Annotated in this window: 16 protein-coding genes; 13 read left to right on the top strand and 3 right to left on the bottom strand. The window is 46.1% G+C overall.

Annotation, left to right across the window (positions count from 1 at the left end; all coding sequences use genetic code 11):
- Nucleotides 1–13 precede the first annotated feature (13 nt).
- The 13 genes from BMX69_RS17050 (at nt 14) to BMX69_RS16990 (ending at nt 17,278) form a co-directional block, all read left to right on the top strand.
- Complete coding sequence (locus BMX69_RS17050) at nt 14–826, top strand: ABC transporter permease (RefSeq protein ID WP_100043011.1); 813 nt, start codon at nt 14–16, stop codon at nt 824–826.
- A gap of 182 nt (nt 827–1,008) precedes the next feature.
- On the top strand, nt 1,009–2,355 hold the full coding sequence (locus tag BMX69_RS17045; protein WP_100043010.1) for an ABC transporter ATP-binding protein: 1,347 nt from the start codon (nt 1,009–1,011) through the stop codon (nt 2,353–2,355).
- Nucleotides 2,356–2,368: 13 nt separating this feature from the next.
- Nucleotides 2,369–3,148, top strand: coding sequence for a class I SAM-dependent methyltransferase (locus BMX69_RS17040; RefSeq protein ID WP_100043009.1), 780 nt, complete (start codon nt 2,369–2,371; stop codon nt 3,146–3,148).
- Entirely contained in the window at nt 3,135–6,239 is a 3,105-nt protein-coding gene (locus tag BMX69_RS17035) for a glycosyltransferase (protein WP_100043008.1), read from the top strand. Before BMX69_RS17040 ends, BMX69_RS17035 begins: the two co-directional genes overlap by 14 nt.
- Nucleotides 6,240–6,354: 115 nt before the next feature.
- Complete coding sequence (locus tag BMX69_RS17030) at nt 6,355–7,479, top strand: acyltransferase family protein (RefSeq protein WP_100043007.1); 1,125 nt, start codon at nt 6,355–6,357, stop codon at nt 7,477–7,479.
- 169 nt (nt 7,480–7,648) lie between these two features.
- Entirely contained in the window at nt 7,649–8,359 is a 711-nt protein-coding gene (locus tag BMX69_RS17025) for a nucleotidyltransferase family protein (RefSeq protein ID WP_100043006.1), read from the top strand.
- Entirely contained in the window at nt 8,353–9,423 is a 1,071-nt protein-coding gene (locus BMX69_RS17020) for a GHMP family kinase ATP-binding protein (RefSeq protein WP_025230036.1), read from the top strand. Before BMX69_RS17025 ends, BMX69_RS17020 begins: the two co-directional genes overlap by 7 nt.
- Before the next feature lie 133 nt (nt 9,424–9,556).
- Entirely contained in the window at nt 9,557–10,135 is a 579-nt protein-coding gene (locus BMX69_RS17015; protein WP_054790223.1) for a D-glycero-alpha-D-manno-heptose-1,7-bisphosphate 7-phosphatase, read from the top strand.
- Nucleotides 10,136–10,140: 5 nt separating this feature from the next.
- On the top strand, nt 10,141–10,776 hold the full coding sequence (locus tag BMX69_RS17010) for a D-sedoheptulose-7-phosphate isomerase (protein ID WP_054790224.1): 636 nt from the start codon (nt 10,141–10,143) through the stop codon (nt 10,774–10,776).
- A 30-nt stretch (nt 10,777–10,806) separates the two neighbouring features.
- Nucleotides 10,807–12,606, top strand: a complete 1,800-nt coding sequence (locus tag BMX69_RS17005) for a hypothetical protein (protein WP_100043005.1) — start codon at nt 10,807–10,809, stop codon at nt 12,604–12,606.
- Nucleotides 12,607–12,623: 17 nt separating this feature from the next.
- Nucleotides 12,624–14,003: a hypothetical protein gene (locus BMX69_RS17000; protein ID WP_100043004.1), complete on the top strand. Its 1,380-nt coding sequence runs from the start codon at nt 12,624–12,626 to the stop codon at nt 14,001–14,003.
- Between the two features lie 48 nt (nt 14,004–14,051).
- The gene (locus tag BMX69_RS16995; protein WP_100043003.1) at nt 14,052–16,313 is read left to right on the top strand and encodes a glycosyltransferase family 39 protein; all 2,262 of its coding nucleotides are present in this window, start codon (nt 14,052–14,054) and stop codon (nt 16,311–16,313) included.
- Nucleotides 16,314–16,342: 29 nt separating this feature from the next.
- Nucleotides 16,343–17,278, top strand: coding sequence for a glycosyltransferase family 2 protein (locus BMX69_RS16990; protein WP_054790228.1), 936 nt, complete (start codon nt 16,343–16,345; stop codon nt 17,276–17,278).
- Nucleotides 17,279–17,686: 408 nt separating this feature from the next.
- On the opposite strand, the gene BMX69_RS25265 is transcribed toward BMX69_RS16990, so the two are convergent.
- The 3 genes from BMX69_RS25265 to BMX69_RS16975 form a co-directional block, all read right to left on the bottom strand.
- Nucleotides 17,687–19,435: a glycoside hydrolase family 25 protein gene (locus BMX69_RS25265; RefSeq protein ID WP_465220360.1), complete on the bottom strand. Its 1,749-nt coding sequence runs from the start codon at nt 19,433–19,435 to the stop codon at nt 17,687–17,689.
- Between the two features lie 281 nt (nt 19,436–19,716).
- A complete protein-coding gene (locus BMX69_RS16980; RefSeq protein WP_054790230.1) occupies nt 19,717–20,820 on the bottom strand; it encodes a PspC-like choline-binding domain-containing protein in 1,104 nt (367 codons plus the stop codon).
- A gap of 261 nt (nt 20,821–21,081) precedes the next feature.
- Nucleotides 21,082–22,905 carry a phosphotransferase gene (locus tag BMX69_RS16975; RefSeq protein WP_100043002.1) on the bottom strand — a complete coding sequence of 608 codons (1,824 nt, stop codon included), beginning with the start codon at nt 22,903–22,905 and terminating at the stop codon, nt 21,082–21,084.
- Nucleotides 22,906–23,088: the final 183 nt, after the last annotated feature.

The raw sequence follows: 23,088 nt of genomic DNA, 5'->3' as shown, positions 1-23,088 counted from the left end.
AGAGGAGAAAACCATGAATTATCTGGTTTCCTTAATAAAAGAAATTATTACAAAAAGAAAGCTTATTCTGGATCTGTCAAAGGCGGATTTTAAAAAACGGTTTGTAGGTTCCTATTTTGGAATCGCCTGGATGTTCCTGCAGCCTATGGCAACCGTGCTGGTATACTTTTTCGTATTCCAGATGGGCTTTAAAAGCGTACCTCCGGTCCCGGATTACCCTTACGTGCTTTGGCTGATTCCAGGCATTGTGCCATGGTTTTATTTCAGCGAGGTGCTGAATATGGGGACGGGCTGTCTTCAGGAATATAATTATCTGGTGAAAAAGGTGGTGTTCCGGGTAGAAATCCTTCCGGTCATTAAGATGATTTCCTGTCTGATGGTACATGGTATATTTGCAATCATCATGATCCTGGTATTTTTCTGCTACGGCTTCCTTCCAAAGGCAAGCTGGATCCAGATTTTGTATTATTCCTTTGCAAGCTCCATGCTGTCACTGGCCATTGCTTATTTTACCAGTGCCATTCATGTATTTTTCAAGGATATGGCTCAGATCATAGGGATCTTTCTGCAGTTTGGCATGTGGATGGTGCCGATTATGTGGGCGCCGGAGATGTTTCAATCAATTCCATCCTGGCTGCCGGTACTGCTTAAGCTAAATCCTTTCTATTATATTGTGGCCGGATACCGTGACAGCATGCTGACCGGAAACTGGCTGACAGAACGGCCGACCCTGGGACTTTATTTCTGGACAGTGACCATTGTCCTGATGCTTATAGGGCTGAAAGTATTTAAAAAACTGCGCCCACACTTTTCTGATGTACTATAACCTTCACGAAAGCAATGAGTAGTGCGAACTATGGCAGAAAAAGATTTTCGTTGTGCTCGCACATAAGAAAATCTTTTCCTGGCATATTTCATAGGGCGAATGCCCGTGAGCTTGGGAAACTGAAAGTTTCCCAAGCTGCACTACGGACCTGTGGGATAATTTTATGTAACATGGAGGATTCAATGTCCGTAGAATGGAACAACAAAGCAATATCTGTTAATAACGTAACAAAAATCTACAAATTATACGAAAAGCCCTCCGACCGGTTAAAGGAGGCTTTAAGCATAACCCACAAAAACTACCATAGAGATTTCTATGCCCTAAACGGCATTTCTTTTGATGTAGATAAAGGACAAACCGTAGGAATCATCGGAACCAATGGATCAGGCAAGTCCACCATACTAAAGATCATTACCGGAGTCCTCACCCCTACCTCAGGCAGTTTAGAGGTAAACGGTGTGATTTCCGCTCTTTTAGAGCTGGGGGCCGGATTTAATATGGATTATACCGGAATCGAAAACATTTACATGAATGGCACCATGATGGGCTTCTCCAAAAAAGAAATGGATGGAAAGCTTCAGGACATCTTAGACTTCGCAGACATCGGTGACTTCGTTTATCAGCCGGTAAAAACCTACTCAAGCGGTATGTTCGTCCGCCTGGCGTTTGCGCTGGCAATCAACGTGGAGCCTGAAATCCTGATCGTTGACGAGGCCCTGTCCGTTGGAGACGTGTTTTTCCAGGCCAAATGCTACCGCCGAATGGAAGATATCCGCCAGAATGGAACCACGATATTAATGGTCACTCATGATATGGGTGCAATCATCAAATACTGCGACCGTGTGGTAGTATTAAACAAAGGCAACTTTATCGCCGAAGGAGAGCCCGGAAAGATGGTAGATCTCTATAAAAAGATCCTGGCAAATCAAATGGACGATCTTGGAGAAGAACTGGAAGAAATAAGAAGCGGCATATTAAACGATTTTTCCGGAGACCAGGCTGCAATTCTGGCACAGTCTAAAAACTCCCGCCAGGAAGGCCTTATGAAGGAAAAGCTGACGATCAACCCGACCCGTACCGAATACGGTGACAAGAGAGCGGAGATTGTAGACTTTGGACTTCTGGATGAAAGAGGAAATGTAACCAACCTCCTCCTTAAAGGAGAACGTTTTACCATCAAAGAGAGGATCCATTTCCATACCCAAATCGAAACGCCCATCTTTACCTACACCATCAAAGATAAACGGGGAGCCGATTTAACCGGCACCAACACCATGTACGAGGCCTCTGATGTGCAGGCCGTGGGAAAAGGCGATGAATATGAGGTGGAATTTAACCAGAAAATGACCCTTCAGGGAGGGGAGTATCTTCTTTCCATGAGCTGCACCGGATTTGAAAACGGGGAGCATGTGGTTTACCACCGCCTGTATGACATCGCAAATATTACGGTCATTTCCAATAAAAATACAGTAGGTATTTATGATATGGAACCGGAAGTAAGCGTAAAGCTTCACCGGGCAGGAGAGTGAGGAGGAAACGTCCATGAATGATTTAAGCCCTGAACTTAAGAAGCTGTTTTTAAAATATAATGGGGATACAAAAAAGCTGCTGCAGGAGAATCCAAACCTGGATTACCTCTATGCATTATCAGATATACGTGAGAACCTTCTGGAGTGGTATGAATTTGATGAGGAGAGCTCTCTGCTTCAGGTAGGATCCGATTACGGCGCCCTGACCGGCCTATACAGCAGGCGGGTCAGAGAGGTAACCGTCCTTGACCCTGACAGTAATAATCTGTCATTCAATCGTTTGCGCAATGAAAAACAGGGAAACATCCGATATATAACCGGAGATTTAGACTCTTTTGAAGAGGAAGGCTTCGACTATGTGGTGATAGTGGGTTCCTTAAGGCCGCCATATGACAAACACATAAGAAAAGCAAAATCCCTATTAAAGCCGGAAGGAAAGCTGATCCTTTCCATATGCAACCGCCTGGGCCTTAAATATCAGGCCGGTGCGGTTCCGGATAAGGACCGTCTTTCAAGGGCAGAGGTCCTGGAGCTTTTGTGCGGAGAAGACGGAAGATCGGGGAATGCCGAATTCCATTATCCCATGCCCGACTACCGCCTGCCCATCACCCTGTATTCCGATCAATATCTGCCAGGCAAGGGAGATTTAACTCACGCCATACTGGCCTATGATTATCCGAAATATCTGAAGTTTGATTTAGGAAAGATGTTCGACGAGGTATGTGAGGGAAAGCAGTTTGAGACATTTGCCAATTCATTTTTAACCATTTGGAGCCGTCATGAAGAAAATTAACTTTGTTAAATACAATAAGACCCGCAGGGAAGCGTTCCAGATCCGCACCAGTCTGGTGGAAGAGGAAGGCTGTCCATTTGTGGAGAAGACAGCCTTAAGGCCTGAGGGTGCTGCACATATAAAATCCCTTGGTGAAAAATATAAAAGCCTTACGGCGCAAAGCCAAAAGCTTAAGGTTGCAGGGGTTTCCATAAGCCCGGATGAGAAAACCGCCCGTTTCGATTTCCTTAAAGGTCAGACCCTTTCCGAGCTGCTTGGAAGGGAGATCCGTAACGGAAAGGTTTCCGTATCCCATATGGAAGACGGGCTTTCCCTGATCCTGGGCGTGAAAGAAAACTGCATCATCCCCTTCACCATTACGGCTGAATTTGAAGAGGTGTTTGGAAAACTCGCAAAGGCAGATGAAAAAGACTGGGCGTTTAAAACCTCCAACATTGACTGCCTATTTGAGAACATCATGATGACAGAGGACGGTCCTTATCTCCTGGACTATGAATGGGTATTTTCCTTTCCGGTCCCAGTCACTTTTATAAAGTTCCGGGTTCTTTATTACTTTTATGAGCAGTATAAAAGTCTTTTGTCCTATGGCTCCATGGAAGCCTTTATGGAAGAGTTCGGCGTGGAGGCAGAGCGTATTGCAACGTATGAGGAGATGGAACGCTGTTTTCAGGATTATGTCCACGGAGAGAACCAGCAGATCTATCTGGTCAATTATATGCAGGAAACCCATGCCCTGCCTGAGGATATGTATAGCCTATCCCAGGTAATCGATGAGACAAAGGAACGCCTTTCCCAGATGGAAATGGAGATACGGGAAAAGGATGTGCTCATCACCAGGCAGCAGGAAGAAAAGCGCCTGACTGACAATCATGTGACCAACCAGGAGATGATCATACAGACCCTGCGGACGGATTGTGACGATATGAGAGAGATGATCACCTGGCTTCAGGGGCACGAGGCATTAACCTTCCGTGCCAGAAGAAAGCTAGGAAGAATCTTTAACGAAAGGTTCCCCAAAGGGACAAGAAAGCGGAAGCTGCTGTTTTATGCCAAGGACACGGTATTTCATCCGCTGAAATCTTTCCGCCTCTATACAACAGAGGAAGGGAGGAATCTGATCGAAGGAGATATGAAGATTGGAGATGCCTACCGTACCCATGGAAAGCTCCGTTTTATTAAAGAGGGCCATCCCATGGTATCCATCGTCATCCCGGTCTACAATCAGATCCATTATACCTATGCCTGTCTTGCATCTATTCTGGAACATACCAGGGACGTGGTGTATGAGGTTATCATAGCAGACGATGTTTCTACAGATGCAACGGCTGAACTTTCAAAATTTACGGAAAACGTGATCATATGCCGCAATGAAACCAATCAGGGATTTTTGCGGAACTGCAACCAGGCAGCCAAAGCTGCCAGGGGAAAATATGTCATGTTCCTTAACAATGACACCCAGGTAACAGAAGGGTGGCTAAGCAGCCTGGTGAACTTAATCGAATCAGACCCAACCATCGGCATGGTAGGGTCCAAGCTGGTTTATCCTGATGGACGCCTGCAGGAAGCAGGGGGGATCATCTTCCGTGACGGTTCCGGCTGGAATTACGGACGCCTTGATGATCCGGACAAGCCGGAATACAACTATGTAAAAGATGTGGACTATATATCCGGAGCCGCCATCCTTCTTTCCAGTGACTTATGGAAGCGGATCGGCGGATTTGACGACCGGTTTGCCCCTGCCTATTGTGAGGATTCTGACCTTGCCTTTGAGGTGCGCAAAGCGGGCCTTCGGGTGGTTTACCAGCCTTTATCCAAGGTCATTCATTTTGAGGGTATTTCCAACGGAACGGATGTCAATGGCTCAGGCCTTAAACGGTACCAGGTGGAAAATGGCCTTAAGTTAAGGGAAAAATGGGCAGCTGAATTCAAACTGCAAAGTGAAAATGACGGGAATCCTGATGTATTCCGGGCCAGGGAGAGAAGCCAGGGCAAGGACATCATTCTGGTAGTGGATCATTATGTTCCCACCTATGACCGGGATGCCGGTTCCAAGACCACCTTCCAGTATTTGAAAATGTTTTTGGAAAAGGGCTACGTTGTAAAGTTCCTGGGAGATAATTTCCTTCATGAGGAACCTTATTCCACCGCTTTGCAGCAGATGGGAATTGAGATTCTTTACGGAAAGGAATTCCAGGTAAAAATCTGGGACTGGTTAAAGGAGCATGGAGACGATATCAAGGTAGCTTATTTAAACCGTCCCCATATTGCTGCAAAGTATGTAGATTTTATCAAAGATAAGACAAACATTAAGATGATCTATTATGGGCATGATCTACACTTCTTGAGGGAAGGCCGGGAGTATGAGTTGACCGGAGATCCTAAGAAAAGGGAATCCTCTGAATACTGGAGGTCCGTGGAGCTTCGCCTGATGAGAAAGGCTGCGGTATCCTATTATCCATCCTATGTGGAACGGGAGGCCATTCATGAGATAGAGCCGACCATCCATGTAAAAGCCATTGTGGCCTATGTTTACGAAAAGTTCTTAAACCACATTCCTGATAACTTTGAAAAGAGGGAAGGGCTCTTGTTTGTAGGAGGATTTGCCCATCCCCCTAACGCAGATGCAGTTTTGTGGTTTGCACAGGAAATATTCCCTCTGATCCGGGAAAAGCTTCCCATTGATTTCTATATTGTAGGTTCCAAGGTGACGGATGAAATCAAGGCTTTGGAGCAGCCGGGCAGCGGAATCATTGTAAAGGGATTCGTATCTGAAGAGGAACTGACAAGGCTCTATTCAAGCTGCCGGGTAGTCGTAGTGCCTTTGCGTTACGGCGCAGGAGTTAAGGGAAAAGTCATCGAAGCCCTATATAACGGCGCTCCGGTGGTCACCACCTCCATCGGTGCAGAGGGAATCCCGGAGGCAGATAAGGTTATGGTTGTGAGAGATGAGCCGGCTGCCTTTGCAGGGGATGTTATTTCCCTGTATCAGGATACGGAACGATGCAGGCAGATGTGCATGGAAACCCAGAATTATATCCGCAGCTATCATAGTATAGATGCTGCCTGGAACATAATCGGAGAAGATTTTTAAACGGCAAACAGGTAAACCCGTCCCGGTATGACCGGGCGCGGTGCCATGCCGTTTTAAGCCTTTGGCTGTGCCGGACGGCAGATTGTAAGGGCGTACTTGAAAAGAGAAAGGAACTATGGTGAAAGTAAGGGGAAAGGAAGAGGATCGCATGGAAGAGAAAAAAATAGACCGGCTTCTGTTCTGGGATATTTTAAAGGGGATCGGAATCGTATCCATTGTGTTTGGTCATTCACAGAACCTAGGGATTGCCATTCGGACGGTGTATTATTACCATCTGGCCATATTCTTTTTCATTTCAGGATACTTCTATAATGAAGAGCGTTACGGGGATGCCCCCTTTGACTTTTTTGCAAGGCGGTTAAAGAATATGTGGGTGCCCTATTTCTGTTATGGAGGCCTGTTCGTTTTACTACATAACCTGCTTTCAAAGTATCTGCTTTTTCTGTCTGATGCGAACTACGGCAAAAAGGAGATGATCCTTGCCATGGCAAATACCCTGTTCTTACGATGCCCGGAAGGACCGTCAGGAGCGATGTGGTTCGTGCCTCTTATACTGGGGGCAGGAACAGGCTTTTCGGTCATTCTCTGGTTCTGCAGGAACTATCTTCCGGATTCTTTCCGGCCATGGGCAGCAGCGGCTCTCTGTGTTGGAGCAGGACTTTTTGGCGCAGTCCTCATCCGAAGAGAGATTTTCTTAAACTACCACCTTCAGACAGCCCTATTGGTGATTCCGGTTTACTATGGTGGATATGCTGTGCGGACATGGAAGATTTCTGTTGAAAAATATGTAACATGGTATGGTGCTGCTTTGTGCGCAGGGATTTTCTATTATTTCCTGATGTTTACAGAGGAAAGTGTGGAGCTGTCCGCCAATCAGATACCAGGAGGAATCAACTTTTATATCATTTCTGCAGCCGGTATTTATCTCTGCTGCTATGCAGCCAGGTGTTTGCAGAAGGCTCCGATCGCAGGGAAGACTGCGGCCTTGCTTGGAAAATATTCTTTTGACATCATGGCTCTGCATTTTCTGGCATTTAAGGTCTGCGACCGGATTTATGCCCAGATGATACTGGAGCCTGCAGAAAATCAGGGAGGCTTCCCTCATTCCTATCCGGAACTTCATGTTCTGTATCTTGTTATGGGAATTGCCCTTCCGGTCTTATTTGCAATTGGGGCAAGAAAGGTCATTCATGGCCTGGGAGGCATGCTTCGGTCCCGGTCAGGGAATCCGGGGAAATGATCTTCCTGGATTGTTCTAAAGGATATATGATATACTAACCACGAAAGCAATGAGCAGTGCGAAATAAGGCTGGGAAAGATTATCTTTGTACTTGTACATAATAAAAAATCTCATCACTGCGGACTTATGTTATAATAACCATAAGAAATAATATCAGGAGGGTACAGTTATGCAGGCAGTTTTACTGGCAGGCGGCCTGGGCACACGGCTCCGTTCCGTAGTAAGCGACAGACCAAAGCCTATGGCCCTGATCGGGGATAAGCCATTTATGGAATATGTAGTATTGGAACTGGTCCGCTATGGAGTGACGGAGATAATTTTCGCCGTGGGCTATAAAGGCTCGATGGTAGAAGAATATTTTAAAGACGGATCCAAATGGGGGATCCGGGTTTCTTATGCTTATGAAGAAGAGTTGTTAGGAACCGCAGGAGCCATTAAAAATGCAGGATCTCAAATACATTCAGACCGATTCTTAGTACTAAATGCTGATACTTTTTACCGGATTGATTACAACAAGCTTATGGAACTTGGCAAAGAACGGGATTTAGACATGGCCCTGGTACTCCGGGAGGTGCCAGATGTGTCCCGTTACGGACAGGCTGTTTTGGAAGACGGCTGGCTTTCTGCCTTTAATGAGAAGACTAAAGAAAAACGCCGGGGAACCATAAACGGCGGCATTTATTTACTCAGGCGCAATCTGCTTGATGAGATTCCTGAAGGAAAGGTGTCCCTGGAACAGGTAATGATTCCAAAGTGGCTTTCAGAAGGGAAAAAGCTGGGCGGCCTTGTAAGCAGCGGGTATTTCATTGATATAGGAATTCCGGAGGATTATTACCGGTTTGCAGAAGATGTAGGGAAAGGAGAGTTGAACTTATGGTAATCAGAGGACGTGCTCCCCTGCGGGTGAGCTTTGGCGGAGGAGGAACCGATGTAGCTCCCTTCTGTGTGGAGCAGGGAGGAGCCATCATCGGCAGCACCATCAATAAGTACGCATACTGCTCCATCGTACCAAGGGATGATGATCAGATCATCGTTCATTCTCTGGACTTTGATATGACGGTAAAGTACAACACGAATGAAAATTATGTATATGACGGACGCCTGGATCTGGTGACGGCGGCATTAAAGGCAATGGATATCAAGCAGGGCTGTGAGGTGTACTTACAGTGCGATGCTCCTCCCGGATCGGGCCTTGGTACATCCTCCACCGTTATGGTGGCCTTATTAACGGCCATGGCCAAATGGAAAGGCGTGGAAATGGACAGCTATGCCATGGCAGACTTAGCCTATCAGGTGGAGAGAGAGGATTTAAAAATCGACGGCGGCTATCAGGACCAGTATGCTGCTACTTTTGGAGGCTTTAACTTCATCGAGTTCCACGGCCGCAACAATGTGGTGGTTAACCCTCTCCGCATAAAAAAAGAGATTATCCATGAGCTGCAGTATAATCTGCTTCTTTGCTATACAGGAAACATCCATGTATCCGCCAACATCATAAAAGACCAGGTGAAAAACTACGAAAAGAAGGATCCATTCGATGCGATGTGTGAGGTAAAGGCACTTTCTTATGCCATGAAGGATGAACTGTTAAAAGGTAACCTTTACAGCTTTGGAAAGCTTCTGGATTATGGCTGGAAGAGCAAGAAGCGCATGAGCAGCAAGATCTCCACTCCCCATATTGACGAGCTTTATGAGGAGGCATTAAAGGCAGGTGCTCTGGGCGGAAAGCTTTTAGGAGCCGGCGGAGGAGGATTCCTTCTGGTGTACTGTCCCTATAACGTCCGTCATAAGGTGGCCGCACGTATGGAAGCAGCCGGAGGACAGCTTACGGACTGGAACTTTGAACTTCGGGGCGCTCAGGCGTGGGTCACAGACGAAAAACGCTGGGATTACCAGGAGGTCCGGGTTGCTATACCAGGAGGCGAATATCACTTTCAAGTGTAGACCTAAAAAGTCTTAATGCAGATTCTCGCGCCGGAGCACGGCTGCTATGGCAATCCTATTACATTAGTGGGCTACATGCATTGATAGCGGAGCGCCTGTCAGTTAAAAAGAGCGGAAAAAGGAGGGGGAAACCATGGACAGAATCGTATTTTTAGACCGGGATGGAACCATCAACGAAGAAGTAGAATACCTGCACCGGCCTAAGGACCTGGTGATCCTTCCAGGAGTGCCGGAAGCCTTAAGGCGGCTTAGGGAGCAGGGATTTAAGCTTGTGGTAGTCACCAACCAGGCCGGAGTGGCAAGGGGATATTATGGGGAAGAGGATGTGAGAGCTCTCCATGAATATTTAAACAGCCTTCTTACAAAAGAAGGAGCCCAGATAGACCGCTTTTATTACTGCCCCCACCATCCGGTTCATGGGATCGGAAAATACCGGGTGGAATGTCACTGCCGGAAGCCGGAAACAGGGATGTTTGAAATGGCAGAGACAAGCTTTCAGGTGGACAAGTCCCATTCATATATGATCGGAGATAAGCTTCTGGATACAGAAGCTGGAAAAAGATATGGAGTGAACACGATATTAGTAGGGACCGGATATGGAAAAGAATTATACGGCAATCTGACCCAGTCAGAGAAAAGGAATTCTTTTGACTTCTATGCCCCTGCCATGAAAGAAGCTGCAGACTGGATACTGAACAGAGAAGGAGTGTGAGAAACATGGAACCTATGAACTATTTAGAAGAGCTGATCGAACGCTATCCTGTGCTGGCTGGCGTAAAGCCTCAGATCAGGGAAGCTTACGAGATCCTGGAATCATGTTATGAAAACGGCGGTAAGCTGCTGATCGCAGGAAACGGCGGCAGCTGTGCGGATGCTGAGCACATTGTAGGAGAATTGATGAAGGGTTTTGTAAAACGCCGTCCTGTATCAGAAGATTTTGCCGCAAAGCTCTTAGAGGCAGACCAAGTTCTTGGTAAGGAGCTTGGGGATAAGCTTCAGGGTGGGCTTCCGGCCATTGCCTTAACCGGTCATCCCAGCCTTTCCACAGCATTTTTAAACGATGTGGACGGGGAAATGATCTACGCCCAGCAGACGTATGGATACGGAAAGAAGGGGGATGTATTTTTAGGAATATCCACCTCAGGTAATGCGAAGAATGTTATGTATGCCGTAACAGCGGCAAAGGCCATTGGCATAAAAACCATAGGTCTTTCCGGGAAAGACGGAGGGCTTTTAAAGATGGCAGCGGATGTGACGGTAGTGGTTCCGGAAACAGAGACATTTAAAATTCAGGAACTCCACCTACCGGTTTACCATACCCTCTGCCTGATGTTAGAGGAACGATTCTTTTAAGCGTGAATTAAAATAAGAAAGGGGCTAAAGATGAAAGATAAAAAGTGGAAAGCTGAGTGGAAGGAAGAGATCATCGCAGCCGCGCTTTTGCTGGGATTTGCTTTTTTCATAAACAGAGGGATAGAGATAAAAGGGCTTTATATGGATGATTTATATCTTTGGTCCTGTTACGGAGAGCAGTCTTTCCGTGAATTTGTATTCCCTCTGGGAAGCACCCGGTTCCGTTTTGTCTATTATCTGGCGGCCTGGCTGGAACTGATGGTCTTCGCAAACCACATCGGCTGGTTCGTACCTTTTAATATCCTTTTAAACAGCTGTATCGCCTATACGGTTTACCGGTTTGGAAAGCGTTTGTCAGGCAGGCGGGTCATTGGCTTTTTGTGCGGGATTTTATACCTGCTCTCCCGGATGTCTTATTACCAGATCAGCCAGGTATACGGACTGATGGAAAGCATAGCGCTGTGGGCGGCTATCGGCATTTTCTACTGTCTCTACCGTTATCTCTCCGGTGAAGAGGAGAGAAGGTGGCTTGTACCGGCTGCAACGGCAATGTATTTCTCTGTCTGCTTCATTCATGAACGCTATATGGTGCTTCTGCCCTTATTTTATGCCGCGTTTCTCATGAAAAAGGAGAGGAGTCTAAAGCCGTGGCTTAGCATTACCGGGTCGTTCCTGGTGGTTCAGGCGATCCGCTTTCTTACCATCGGAAGTATTTCTCCGGCAGGGACAGGCGGAACGGATGTGGCGGATACCTTCCATCTTTCGGAAACCATCCGGTATGCCTTAAGCCAGGTGCTTTACTTATTTGGAATCAATGCAGGCCCTGATCATTTAAATGGACTTAGCTGGGGAAGATCGCCTTACTGGGTTCATGTTCTTGTAGTGTTTGCAGATTTCTTTCTCCTTATTATGACCGTGATTTTTCTTGTAACAGTTATACGGGAACGGAAGCAGCTTAAAAAACGTCTTCCTGTAATCTGCTTGTTTCTTTTATTTATCGCCCTGTGCATCGGCTCTTCAAGCGTCACCATAAGGGTGGAGACCCGGTGGATCTATGTTTCCATGACAGCGGCGTGGCTATTTGTAGCTTACATGTGCGGTGTGGTAAAGCGTACCAGGCCTCTGATATACTGCGGTCTGTTTCTGCTTTACGGCATTCTCATGCTTCCGGTAGAAAGTTTTTACCGGGGGAAATACGAGAATCTTTATTACTGGTCCTCCCAGCTTAGGTACAATTCCCTGGCAGAAGAGACTTTCGGGAAATATAAGGCTGAGATATTCGGAAAGAAAATTTACATCATCGGCAATTCCTACGAGATGAGCGATTTTACTGCCAGGACCTTTTTCAAAACCTTTGATAAAGAACGGCTGGCAGAAGGAACCGAAGTTACTTTTATTGAATCCATCCACGATATCGGCCTGGTAACTCCAAACATGCTGATACTGAGGGAAGACCCGGCCCATAACGCATTTCAGGATGTAACGGAATTTGTCCGGAACTTAAAATTTGAGCCGGTCTATGGCTGTTATGGGGACGGTTGGCTGGATGAAAGCGCTAAAGTCCGGATCATGGCAGGGAAAGAAGGCAAGATCGGATTTAAATTCTATTATCCCGGCGTTATTACCGGCCTGGAACAGATTACTGTGACCATAAATGGAACAGAAAACCAGGTCATTCCCATTACTTCCAATACGGTAACAGCTGAAATTGACACGACAGCCTTTCAGGTTACGGAGCTTACGTTTGAAAGCAACTTTTACTACGAAAATGCATCGGAGCAAAGAGGAGAAAAGCACCTCTCCGTCGTTGCTTCCATAACCGCAAATTAAGGGCATAGGAGAAACGCATGAATAGAAAGTATCTGTACGGCCTGTTTCCCCTTTTGGGGACTGTTTTTGGCCTCTGGTATATCTTTACGGCAACCTGTGACGGAATCTATACCGATTACGTCCGCCTTGTAAACAGTTATCTGCCTGACGTATGGAATCCGGCTAAGTTCTTTGTGCCGGATGTCCTGACCAGGATTCCGGTCAATTATCTGGGAAGGATCCTTAATGTATCACTTTTCGGATACAACACCATGTTTGACCGTGTGTTAGGCGTCCTGGCCCTTGGACTTTCCGGCTTGGCCCTGGGAAGCTACTGCTGCCGCAGGAAGGTTTCTCCTGGCTGGTTTGGGGCTTTAATGATCGTACTTTTCAGCCTTAATAAGTGGGAAATGCTGACCAATGGAAGCGGTTGGGCCCATTTTCTGTCTTTTGCCTGCTTCTATTATCATTATGAGGTGATGGACCGGGTATGGAGCAGACAGGAAAAGAAATATGACAGGGTAAAGCTCATGCTTCTTCCGTTTTTTACAACGCTTTTGGTGGCAGGCCCCTACTGTGCAATCTATTCGGTGACGGTAATAATAGCCTGCGGTCTCATGTTCCTGTTAAAAAAGGGCGATTCGAGAAAGGACTGGGGGTTATACGGCCTCTGTGCACTGATTCCTCTTCTCCTTTATTTGTGGAGCAATGCCTATGCGGTGGAAGACCATGCGGCCCCGGCGACCGTGCCTCTTCTTGTCCAGCTGAGAGATACACCCGGTTTTTTTGTCCGCTTTTTCGTAAAGTCTTTTTCCTCCATGGTCATAGAAGGGGAGCAGGCTGAGTACATCTTTCGGACCAATACACCGTTTTTGATCCTTGGTTTTCTGGTTATCCTGCTGTATCTGTTTGCGCTATGGTTAAATCTGCGGTACCGCCTGTATGAGAAGACGGTTCTGCCTGCCATTCTCATAATATCGGGTGGACTGAACCACGTGCTCATTCTCTTGTCCAGGTGGATATTCCTTCAGGAAAATTACGGCTTAAGCTCAAGATATGCCCTTCAGTTCCAGTCCGGGATCCTTGGGATCTTGCTGACCTTTGCTTTATTATCGAAGCAGTGGAAGAGTAAGGGTAAGACTTTCCTTAGGATCGCTGCCTGCGGGGCCTGTGTGATGTTTCTGGCAGGAAACTGCTACACCACATATACAGAGATAAAAAAGGCCCCTAACCGCAGAGACAGCTTTGAAGGAATGGCGGTGTTAGCATTAAACTTTGAATCAGTCACGGATGATGAACTGCGGGCCGGTTTTGAATACAGAACCAGCCGGTCTGACAGTGGGGCCAAGGTGCGGAGTGCGCTTACGATATTAAAGGAAAACGGATACAGTGTATTCCGGAATGATCTTAAACGGTAACTGATCCGGTAGCTACATCAGTATACAAAATGACAGACGGGGGTTTTTATGGGTCGATTGCAGAAACATAAATATGGAGTCCTGCTGTTTATGGTATTTTCAGCGGCAGGGATCCTGTATTCTCTGAATCAGATTTTAAACCAGGAAGTTTTTCAGTGGATTATGAACCAGAGGGAATATAAGACCATGATGGCAGAGACGGCAGAGCTGTTTGCTGCCTTCTGTTTGACAGGGTTTTTATTCCCTAAGAACATACAGAAACTTGTGGCGGCGGTCCTTATTACGGCCGTCTTTTTGTGGGCGCATGTGGCCTTTGTCCCGGTGCTTGTATCCGGTCTTTATCTGGCTTATATCCTGTTTTTTGGACGTTTTCTCCGGGTATCCTTATGGAAACTTCCAAAGGATGACGGGGTGGCATCTGACTTTCTTACCGGTGCTGTCTTTCTCATCGTTATCTTTTGCTTCATGTCGGCTGTTGGCATTGGCGCTATCGGTCATCTGACCGTGTTTGTCTTTATCAGCGGCGGGATCCTGCTTCTTGTCGGAAGGTCCAGTCTGGGAGGCGAAGGGAATGGGTCTGGTTTGGCTTTCAGCTGCAAAGAGATTTTTTTACTGGCATTTCTCCTGACCATGGTGTGCCTCCAGGCGGGGCGGCTTAACATTGCCGTGGATTACGACAGCCTGTGGTATGGGGTCAGGTCCCGGTATATCCTGGACAATGGACATGGGATTTATGAAAATCTGGGAACCATAGGGATCGTCTACACCTACTCCAAAGGCTTTGAGGTTTTAACTCTGCCCCTGTCCCAGCTTCCTTCCTATAGCTTTGTGACCTCAATCAATCTGTGGCTGTCTCTGGGAGTCCTTCTTATGGGTTACAAAATCGGACGGTTTTATATGAAGCGGGAGCAGGCGGTCTTTTTGGCAGCCCTGTTGTCAGGAGTTCCAGGTATAATGAATATGGCAGTCACAGCCAAAAGCGATATCATTACGCTGCTTGTTCAGGAGATCATGTTGTATTACCTGCTGTGCTATATAAAAGCGGGGCAAAAGTCCTGGCGTTATCTGGGCTACGGCACAGCGGCCTTTTTTCTCAGTCTGACTTTAAAACCAACGGCTCTGATCTTTTCCACCGCTGTCTTTGGAATGGGATTTTTATATCTGTTAGGGAAGTTTTTGCTTCCCAAATTCGGAGCGGAAGGGGGAAATACCGGTGGGTTGGCAGTTGTGGCAGGCGCACTTTTGGCTTTAGGAGGTATCTGGGCAAGAACTCAGGTATTAACAGGTCTTCCCCTTACCTCGGTGTTCTCCTCCCTTCTTACAAGGATAGGATTTCATCTAAAATATCCGTTCATGGTTAATACCATACCCAATTCCGGCTCCGGAATGTCCCTAAAGGAAAGGACCGTACACCTGGCAAACCGGCTTCATGGATTTTTCTTTTGCCCTGTAGGAGAGGATATGGATCATGTGATCCTCGCCTGGGGTGGATTCCTGCTGTACTTTCTTCTCTTATTGTGGATTGTAAGCTGTTTTTACGGCAAGAATGTGGATAGAGGGAAAAAATCTCAGCTGTCCGTTTTCTTAAAAGTCATCTATGTACCGTTTTTGGTGGTCAATCTTATCAGTTTAGGTATGCTGACCCAGGTTGACGGGAATTATTTCATGCTGTTCTATGTACTTACAGCGGTCTATGTCTTAAAGGCAGCGGTTGAAACAGGGGAAAAGACTGTCTGGCGGGGAGGCGTAGGAGCCGGAGTCTGGGTCCTTATGTTTGCTGTGTTTTTTACAGCCATGACCAGCTGGAATTGGAGCCTTGGCTTTACACCTGTGTCATTTCGTCATAAAGGCTATTATAACCATCAGGAAGCCGCCAGACAGGACATGGTATCAAAGGGAAATGGAGAGGTATGGGATATCCTTGCTGCCGACCCGGAAACCCGTCTCATTGCCATTGGAGACCATCCGGATGTACTGGCATTCCCATGTAACGTTCAGTCTTATGATGATATAACCGGGGTATGGGGAAATGTGGCCCTGGTAAAGAAAATGGATTATTTCGTGGAATTTATGGATTATGCAAAATCAGATTATGTTTATGTCCAGGCAGGCTATACGGGAGAAGAGAACCGTTCCTATACCCTGGTCAGGGATTTGATCGAATGGGGAAAACTGGTACCTGTGTGTTATGATAATGGAAACCTTTTGGCTGCGGTAGAGGTGAATGGGGATTACAGCGAAAAATCAGCACGGGCATTGACAGAATTTGAACAATGTTATATAAAAAAGAAAGCAAATGATAATCAATAGCATATCCACTTGATTCATAGGAGGCACATATGGGAAAAACAATATCGGTCGTGGTATCATGCTACAACGAGGAACTGGCACTTGACCAGTTCTATCAGGAAACGGCCAGAATTTTAAATAAACTTAACTGGGACTATGAACTGATTTTTGTCAATGACGGAAGCCAGGATGGCACCATGAAGGTTCTGGACGGCTTGTCCAGGAAGGATAAAAAGGTAAAGGTCATCAGTTTTTCCAGAAACTTCGGACATGAGGCAGCTATGATTGCCGGTCTGGATTACAGCAGCGGGGATGGGATCGTCTGCATGGATGCAGATTTACAGCATCCTCCCCAGTATTTGCCGGAAATCGTCAGGAAGCTTGAGGAAGGCTATGATGTTATCAATATGGTGCGTACGAAAAATGAGTCCGCAGGCTGGTTTAAGAATTTTGCCTCCTCTGCATTTTACCACTTGATCAACGTACTTTCCGATGTGAAATTTGAACCAAACGCTTCTGACTTTTTTGTGATTTCCAGGCGGGCTGGTGACGTACTTCGGGATAATTACAGGGAAAAGGTACGTTTTTTGCGGGGATATGTGCAAAACATCGGGTTTAACCGGACCACCATTGAATATGAGGCAGGAGTCAGGGTAGCAGGAGAAAGCAAATACAGCATTAAAAAGCTAATGGTCTTTTCACTGAATACCATCATGTGCTTTTCTAATCTGCCTCTTAAACTTGGGATTTATGCCGGGTGCGGTGCAGGCGTTCTGGGAATCATTATGATGATTTACACTATATGGAGCTGGGCAAGGGTAGGAACGCCAAACGGGTATGCCACTACCATTGTGCTGATCTGCTTTATGTTTTCGGTGCTGTTCCTGATTGTGGGGGTTATTGGAAATTACATTGCCATCCTGTTTGCTGAGCTTAAGGACAGGCCTATTTATATTGTTGGAGAGACGAAGAATTTTTCGGAGTAGATAAAAATTTTGAGATAAAGACTTTGTGATAAAGACTTTGTGATAAAGGCTTTGTGATAAAGACTTTAGGATAAAGACTTTGAGATAAAGACTTTGAGATAAAGACTTTGAGATAAAGACTTTGAGATAAAACTTTGTGATAAAACTTTGTGATAAAGACTTTGTGATAAAGATTTTGTGATAAAGATTTTGTGATAAAGATTTTGAGATAAAGACTTTGAGATGAAGATTTTGAGATAAAGATTTTAATATAAAGTTTTTAAGATAAGAAATGCGCTTTGAATTGGGCTTAAATACCATTTTTCAAAGCGCATTCTCTTGTTTATTGAACTTTATAGTGCTATTTTTTTGTATGATATATCATTGCGATTCTGCTTTGCAACAGGCAACCTAATCATCTACAGTCTATTAATGTATTCCAGGACCGATTTCTTTTGTCTGGTTGGTGGCAGAATCGGTAGGAGCTGTTTCTGTCCCCGTTTGACCGGTCTGGCCGGCCTGGCTTTCTGTGCTATTTCCTTCTGTCTGCCCGGTGGTTGTCTGCGGAGTCACAGTACATACTCCGTTAGCATCAGCGGTATAGGAAACTCCATCAAGTACAAAGGTAGCAGAGGCAGCCATCTTTCCGTCAGCTGGATTTAAGTAATACTGCTGTCCGCCTACCTGTGTCATACCGGTTGCCATGGCGCCGCTTCCGCCAAAGTAATACCAATACCCATCGACCTGTCTCCAGCCTACGGTCATCTTACCCGAAGAAGCGCTTAAATAGTACTTGGCTCCCCGTTCCTCAAGCCAGCCGGACTGCATCTTTCCGTCATTTCCAATGTAGTACCAGCTTCCATCAGGATTGATCCAGCCTGTAGTCATGGCTCCGCTCTGGTTAAAGAAATACCAGCTGTTATCAATGAGCTGCCATCCGGTTGAGACTGCACCGTTTCCTGCCAGATAATACTTGGAGGAGCCGTCGGTATGCCATCCCGTTGCCATGGAACCGTCGTTATTTAAGTAATAGCGGGCGCCGTTGTTATCCAGCCATCCGGTGGACATCACACCGCTTTCCTGTAAGAAGTACCACTTGTTGTTTAAGTTCTTCCATCCGGTAGCCATTTTGCCGGAAGAAGGATCCAGGTAGTAATACTGGCCGTTTAATTCCTGCCAGCCGGTGGCCATGGTACCATCGGAACCAAGGTAATATCGTGACCCGTTGTCAGTAAGCCATCCGGTGTTCATGGAACCGCTTTGATTGAAGAAATACCATTTGTCCGTAAGCTGCTTCCAACCGGTGTTCATCCGTCCGGAAGTTTCATCGAGATAATAACGCAGCCCATCCTTATCAAACCATCCGGTGGCAGTCAGTCCTTCTTCATTCATATAGAACCAACCGGAGCCATCGTTGACCCAGGTGTTTTTCTGGATCGAATAATTCTGGTAGTAATAGGTCTTTCCCCCTATGGTTCTCCACATATTTCCCGGAAGCTTTGGAGTTAAGTCCTTATAAAGGAAGTCAATGTCAACGTTTCCGTTGATTCCGTTAATCGAGCCGGTACTGGTGACCTGCCACATGATGGGGTTGGCATAAACGTGTTTAGCCTCATAACGGGCAACCCAAACGTCATAGGGCATATTGGATAAATCGATTTTATTTGATAACCAGTAATCATTGGCATACACAATGGGATAATATCCAGCATCTGCAATTCGCTGGCAGAATGCATTGATTATTTCACTCACCTGTGCCGGGGGGAGGGTACCAAGGGTGGCACTGTCTTCTGCGTCAAAAGCGATGGGAAAGGAGATTGGATAATCCTTTACCAGGCTGAGTACAAAATCCGCTTCCTCTCTGGCCATATCCGGAGTGGTAGCCAGAGAATAGATATAAGCACCGACTTTCAGACCTGCCGCTGATGCACCCTGTACATTGGTGTGGAAATAAGGGTCAACAATACCCTTGGATCTGGTGCCCAGCATGACAAAGCTTACATCATCTTCTGCTACAGCCGCCCAGTTTACGTTTCCCTGCCATCTGGAAACGTCGATTCCTCTGGCAATTACCTGTTCAATCACCGTACCGTTTGCAAGCTGATAATGGCCATTGACCTTTTCATAGCCTGCTGCCCAGGAATTCATAGCCGGGCCAAACCCCGCAGACATTCCCATAAAGGCACATAATGCTGCTGCTGCAAACCGTATGCCTAATTTCTTGTGTCTCAATGTGATACCTCCTTATCATTCGAGTACTATGTAACGCTGTACGCTTTTTTGCTTCCGGAATGAAAACATTGGCGCACAAAAACAGAAGAAACTTACTTTGCAAGTTTCCAGGTAATCGCGGCGGCACCATGCAAAATATTTTTATTTATCCGGTCCGTTATCCGCGTAAATAAAAGGGTATCCGCGCCGAGGTGCAGATACCCACACAGATACTAATTCCTATGAGATCAGCCGGGGCCTGACGTAAGCCCTGGTGATAGCTGATATACGCCATTACTTGAAGAATTGGAGGAACCGCCAGGAGTATCGTTAGAAGAGCTTCCCGGTGCTCCGCTTAAGGAATTGCTGTCGGAAGAGGAGCTTCCTCCCGGCCCGCCGGAGCCTGATGGAGTCGAGGCAGATCCGCCTGGCGCATTGGAGGAGCCTGTTGATGAGCCTCCGGGGGTGTTTCCGCCAGTTGAGCCAGAAGGGGAACCGGAAGCATTCCCCTGGTAAGCTCCATTGGAACCAAAGGTGTAACTTGTTCCGTCAATGGTAAGGGTAGTGTTTGCTGCCATCTTACCGGTAGATGGATCAAGATAATAATAAACACCGGAAAGCTGTACCCAGCCGGTCATCATATGACCTGAATCATTAAAATAATAATAGGAACCATCAATCTGCAGCCAGCCGTGGGCCATCTTTCCGCTGCTGGTATCCATGTAATACTTGTTGGTTCCATCACTGAGCCAGCCGGTCATCATACGTCCCAACACAGACTTGGTATCAACATTCAGATAGTAGTAGGCATTATCAATCTGTTTCCAGCCGGTTACCATCTTGCCGTCAGAACCAAAATAAAACCAGTCGCTTCCAATCTGCCCCCATCCAATGGTGCATTTTCCGTTTTCTTTGAAATAATACCAGCCGCCGTCCATTTCACGCCAACCGGTGGACATGGATCCGTCGCCCTTCATATAGTAGTAGTCATTGCCTATTTTTAACCAGCCCTTAACAAGGACACCTGTATCATCCATTAGGTAATAGTATTTACCGCCATTCTGTATCCATTTGGTAGCCATGGCGCCGTTGGAATGAAAATAGTACCAGTTACCGTTGATCTGTTTCCAACCAGTAGCCATAAAGCCTGTGGAGAGATCAAGAAAATAAAAGGTTCCGTCAGATGTTTTTACCCAGCCTTTATGAGTGGAACCATCCTGGTCTATGTACTTCCACTGGGAGCCTTCTGAAACCCAGCCGGTGGCCCCCCAGGCCGTGCCTGCCGGTATCAGAGTAGAGGTTCCTACAAGCCCTGCTATAAGCAGTGCTGTCATTTTCTTTCTGTATTGCATACCGTCCTTCCTCCTGTCTAGCCGTTTTATTCATATGCTATAGTCCGCGGTGCAGCGAGTAAAACCGTAGGTTTTACTCGCTCACGGGCTTTCGCCCTATGAAATAAGACGGATAGTGATTTTCTTATGTGCGGGGCACAACGAAAATCACTATCCGTCTTATTTCGCACTGCTCATCGCTTTCGTGAACATTATACCACAGTACCGACAGAAATACCTAAACATTTTATTACGATTTGCGGACAATTTCCAAAAATCTCATTATTTGGAGATTTTGGAGCATTTTTTGTAATAGTTTTTTGCATACCGATACATGATTATGGTATATTCACCAAATTCATCTCCTAAGGCTGCCTTATATACTGCCCATAGGCTCCATAGAAAACCGCCAAGTGCGATATAAGCGTAAATGGTGAAACGTTCTTCTTCAGAAGGTTCTCGCTCCAAGTAGATCCTTATGAGGTCATCTGCTTCTTCTTCATTGTAGTAGGAGTAGATTGCACTCATGCTGATATCTATAAGGGGATCACACATTCCGGAATATTCCCAATCAATTAGACGTACGTTACCGTCGGGCATCATTAAAAAGTTATCGACTACTGTATCAATATGGGAAAGGACTTTCTCATGCTTTAAGTTGTCCAAATGGTCTAATAGCTCAGTCATCTGCCTGCGGACATCGGCGTAATCGTCAAACGGGATACCACCGTGGGCCTTGCAAAGTTTTTCGTAGAAGTCGATCCGTTCGCGAATGTCAAAGGAATGGTCCACCTTAAGCCCGGATTTGTGGAGCCTTCGGACAACCGCCATGCAGCGTTCCATTTCTTCCCGGCTGGAAGGGTTGGCATTGTGAGTACCTTCATAAAATTCCGCAATCTTATATCCGGTTTCTCCATTAAAGTAAATGACCTTTTCCGTGATATCCAGTCCGCTTAAAGCATCATAAACTGCTTTTTCCTGCTGACGGTTGATCAGAAGCTCTGTTCCGGCTCCCGGGATGCGGCAGATATAATGGCGGTCTTTTATTTTAAATAGGAAGGATTTGTTGGTCATACCTGATTTCAAGCACCGTATTTCTGTGATTTCTGACTCCGGTACCTGAAATACAGTCGATACTAATTCCATTGCTTCATTATCAGAATGGTGCTGGTATTTCAAATCAAAACGGCGAAGCTCTTCCAGGTTCTCGAATTCATATACTTCATCGGCCGGCCTTCGGTTGACGAACAGGTCAATGTCCTGTTTTGCTTCCGGAATATGAGGAAGCCTTTTGGCAGCTTCTCCGGACAGCATTTCCATATAGACATTTTCCCAGTAAAACTGCTCGGTTCCAGGAAGGTTGTAATAATGTTCCAGTACCGTTAAAAATTGTTCTGAGAATAATTTAGAGAAAAAAACAGGTCCATACATCACCCACTTGTCCTGGCCGCCTACGGAAACATTTAAAATGCGTCCCTTCTTATTATAATCAAGGCACCATTCGGAGGTTTCTCCTTCCATATATGAAGCAGAGTACCATGCGCCGCTTTCATAAGTATGATACATATTGTGGCGCATCCAGTTGTCGGAAGAAAGAACATACATATTCCTGCCCCGGAGAAGCTTGCGTGCATGATAAATGGTGGTCAGGGTGTTTTTCTGGGAATACTCGGGATTATATAGAAGCTTAACCTGATATTTGTCTATAAGGTATTCAAACTTTTCCTTTAAATATCCGACCACTATGGTAATGTCTTTAATTCCTGCTTCATGAAGCTGGCGGATCTGCCGTTCGATCATTCGCTCTCCGAATACTTCAAGCAGGCCTTTGGGGGTCTCGAAAGTTAAGGGAACGAAACGGGAGCCGAAGCCGGCGGCGATGATGACGGCGCCGTCTACTTTATTTTCGTTTAGAAGGGCTTGGCCGGCTGGGAGTAATTCGTATAGGTCATTGCCGTTTCCAATCTCAATGTATTTTTTTTCTATGCATTCCTTTATTAAGTTATTAACGGTTCCCAGGGAAACGCTAAGCTCTTTTGATAAATCTCTCTGTGTGACTGCCGGGTTTTCCAGAATGGAACGGCAGATGATGACGTTACGATCCATAGTCGTATAACCTCCGTATAGTTGATAAATTGGTAAATTGCGAAAAGTGTTCAGAAATTGATATTATTATAGATATATGAACATTATACCATTGAAATGGTAAATTGCAATAGGGATTGAGATTGGATGGTGATAGTAGATTGCGATTGGATAGTTATAGGGACTGCGATTGGATTGTGAAAG

This window comes from Lacrimispora sphenoides JCM 1415, assembly GCF_900105615.1.
Classification (GTDB): domain Bacteria; phylum Bacillota; class Clostridia; order Lachnospirales; family Lachnospiraceae; genus Lacrimispora; species Lacrimispora sphenoides.
The sequence above is the reverse complement of the archived record's forward strand: the minus strand, read 5'-3'. Positions and strand labels throughout refer to the sequence as shown.

What these genes read in the sequence shown, in the direction of transcription:
- BMX69_RS17005 (WP_100043005.1), top strand. Translation starts at nt 10,807, where the DNA reads ATGAAAGATAAAAAGTGGAAAGCTGAGTGGAAGGAAGAGATCATCGCA.
- BMX69_RS17045 (WP_100043010.1), top strand. Translation starts at nt 1,009, where the DNA reads ATGTCCGTAGAATGGAACAACAAAGCAATATCTGTTAATAACGTAACA.
- BMX69_RS17040 (WP_100043009.1), top strand. Translation starts at nt 2,369, where the DNA reads ATGAATGATTTAAGCCCTGAACTTAAGAAGCTGTTTTTAAAATATAAT.
- BMX69_RS17050 (WP_100043011.1), top strand. Translation starts at nt 14, where the DNA reads ATGAATTATCTGGTTTCCTTAATAAAAGAAATTATTACAAAAAGAAAG.
- BMX69_RS25265 (WP_465220360.1), bottom strand. Translation starts at nt 19,435, where the DNA reads ATGGGAATGTCTGCGGGGTTTGGCCCGGCTATGAATTCCTGGGCAGCA.
- BMX69_RS17030 (WP_100043007.1), top strand. Translation starts at nt 6,355, where the DNA reads ATGGTGAAAGTAAGGGGAAAGGAAGAGGATCGCATGGAAGAGAAAAAA.
- BMX69_RS17035 (WP_100043008.1), top strand. Translation starts at nt 3,135, where the DNA reads ATGAAGAAAATTAACTTTGTTAAATACAATAAGACCCGCAGGGAAGCG.
- BMX69_RS16995 (WP_100043003.1), top strand. Translation starts at nt 14,052, where the DNA reads ATGGGTCGATTGCAGAAACATAAATATGGAGTCCTGCTGTTTATGGTA.
- BMX69_RS17010 (WP_054790224.1), top strand. Translation starts at nt 10,141, where the DNA reads ATGGAACCTATGAACTATTTAGAAGAGCTGATCGAACGCTATCCTGTG.
- BMX69_RS17015 (WP_054790223.1), top strand. Translation starts at nt 9,557, where the DNA reads ATGGACAGAATCGTATTTTTAGACCGGGATGGAACCATCAACGAAGAA.
- BMX69_RS16980 (WP_054790230.1), bottom strand. Translation starts at nt 20,820, where the DNA reads ATGCAATACAGAAAGAAAATGACAGCACTGCTTATAGCAGGGCTTGTA.
- BMX69_RS17000 (WP_100043004.1), top strand. Translation starts at nt 12,624, where the DNA reads ATGAATAGAAAGTATCTGTACGGCCTGTTTCCCCTTTTGGGGACTGTT.
- BMX69_RS16975 (WP_100043002.1), bottom strand. Translation starts at nt 22,905, where the DNA reads ATGGATCGTAACGTCATCATCTGCCGTTCCATTCTGGAAAACCCGGCA.
- BMX69_RS17025 (WP_100043006.1), top strand. Translation starts at nt 7,649, where the DNA reads ATGCAGGCAGTTTTACTGGCAGGCGGCCTGGGCACACGGCTCCGTTCC.
- BMX69_RS16990 (WP_054790228.1), top strand. Translation starts at nt 16,343, where the DNA reads ATGGGAAAAACAATATCGGTCGTGGTATCATGCTACAACGAGGAACTG.
- BMX69_RS17020 (WP_025230036.1), top strand. Translation starts at nt 8,353, where the DNA reads ATGGTAATCAGAGGACGTGCTCCCCTGCGGGTGAGCTTTGGCGGAGGA.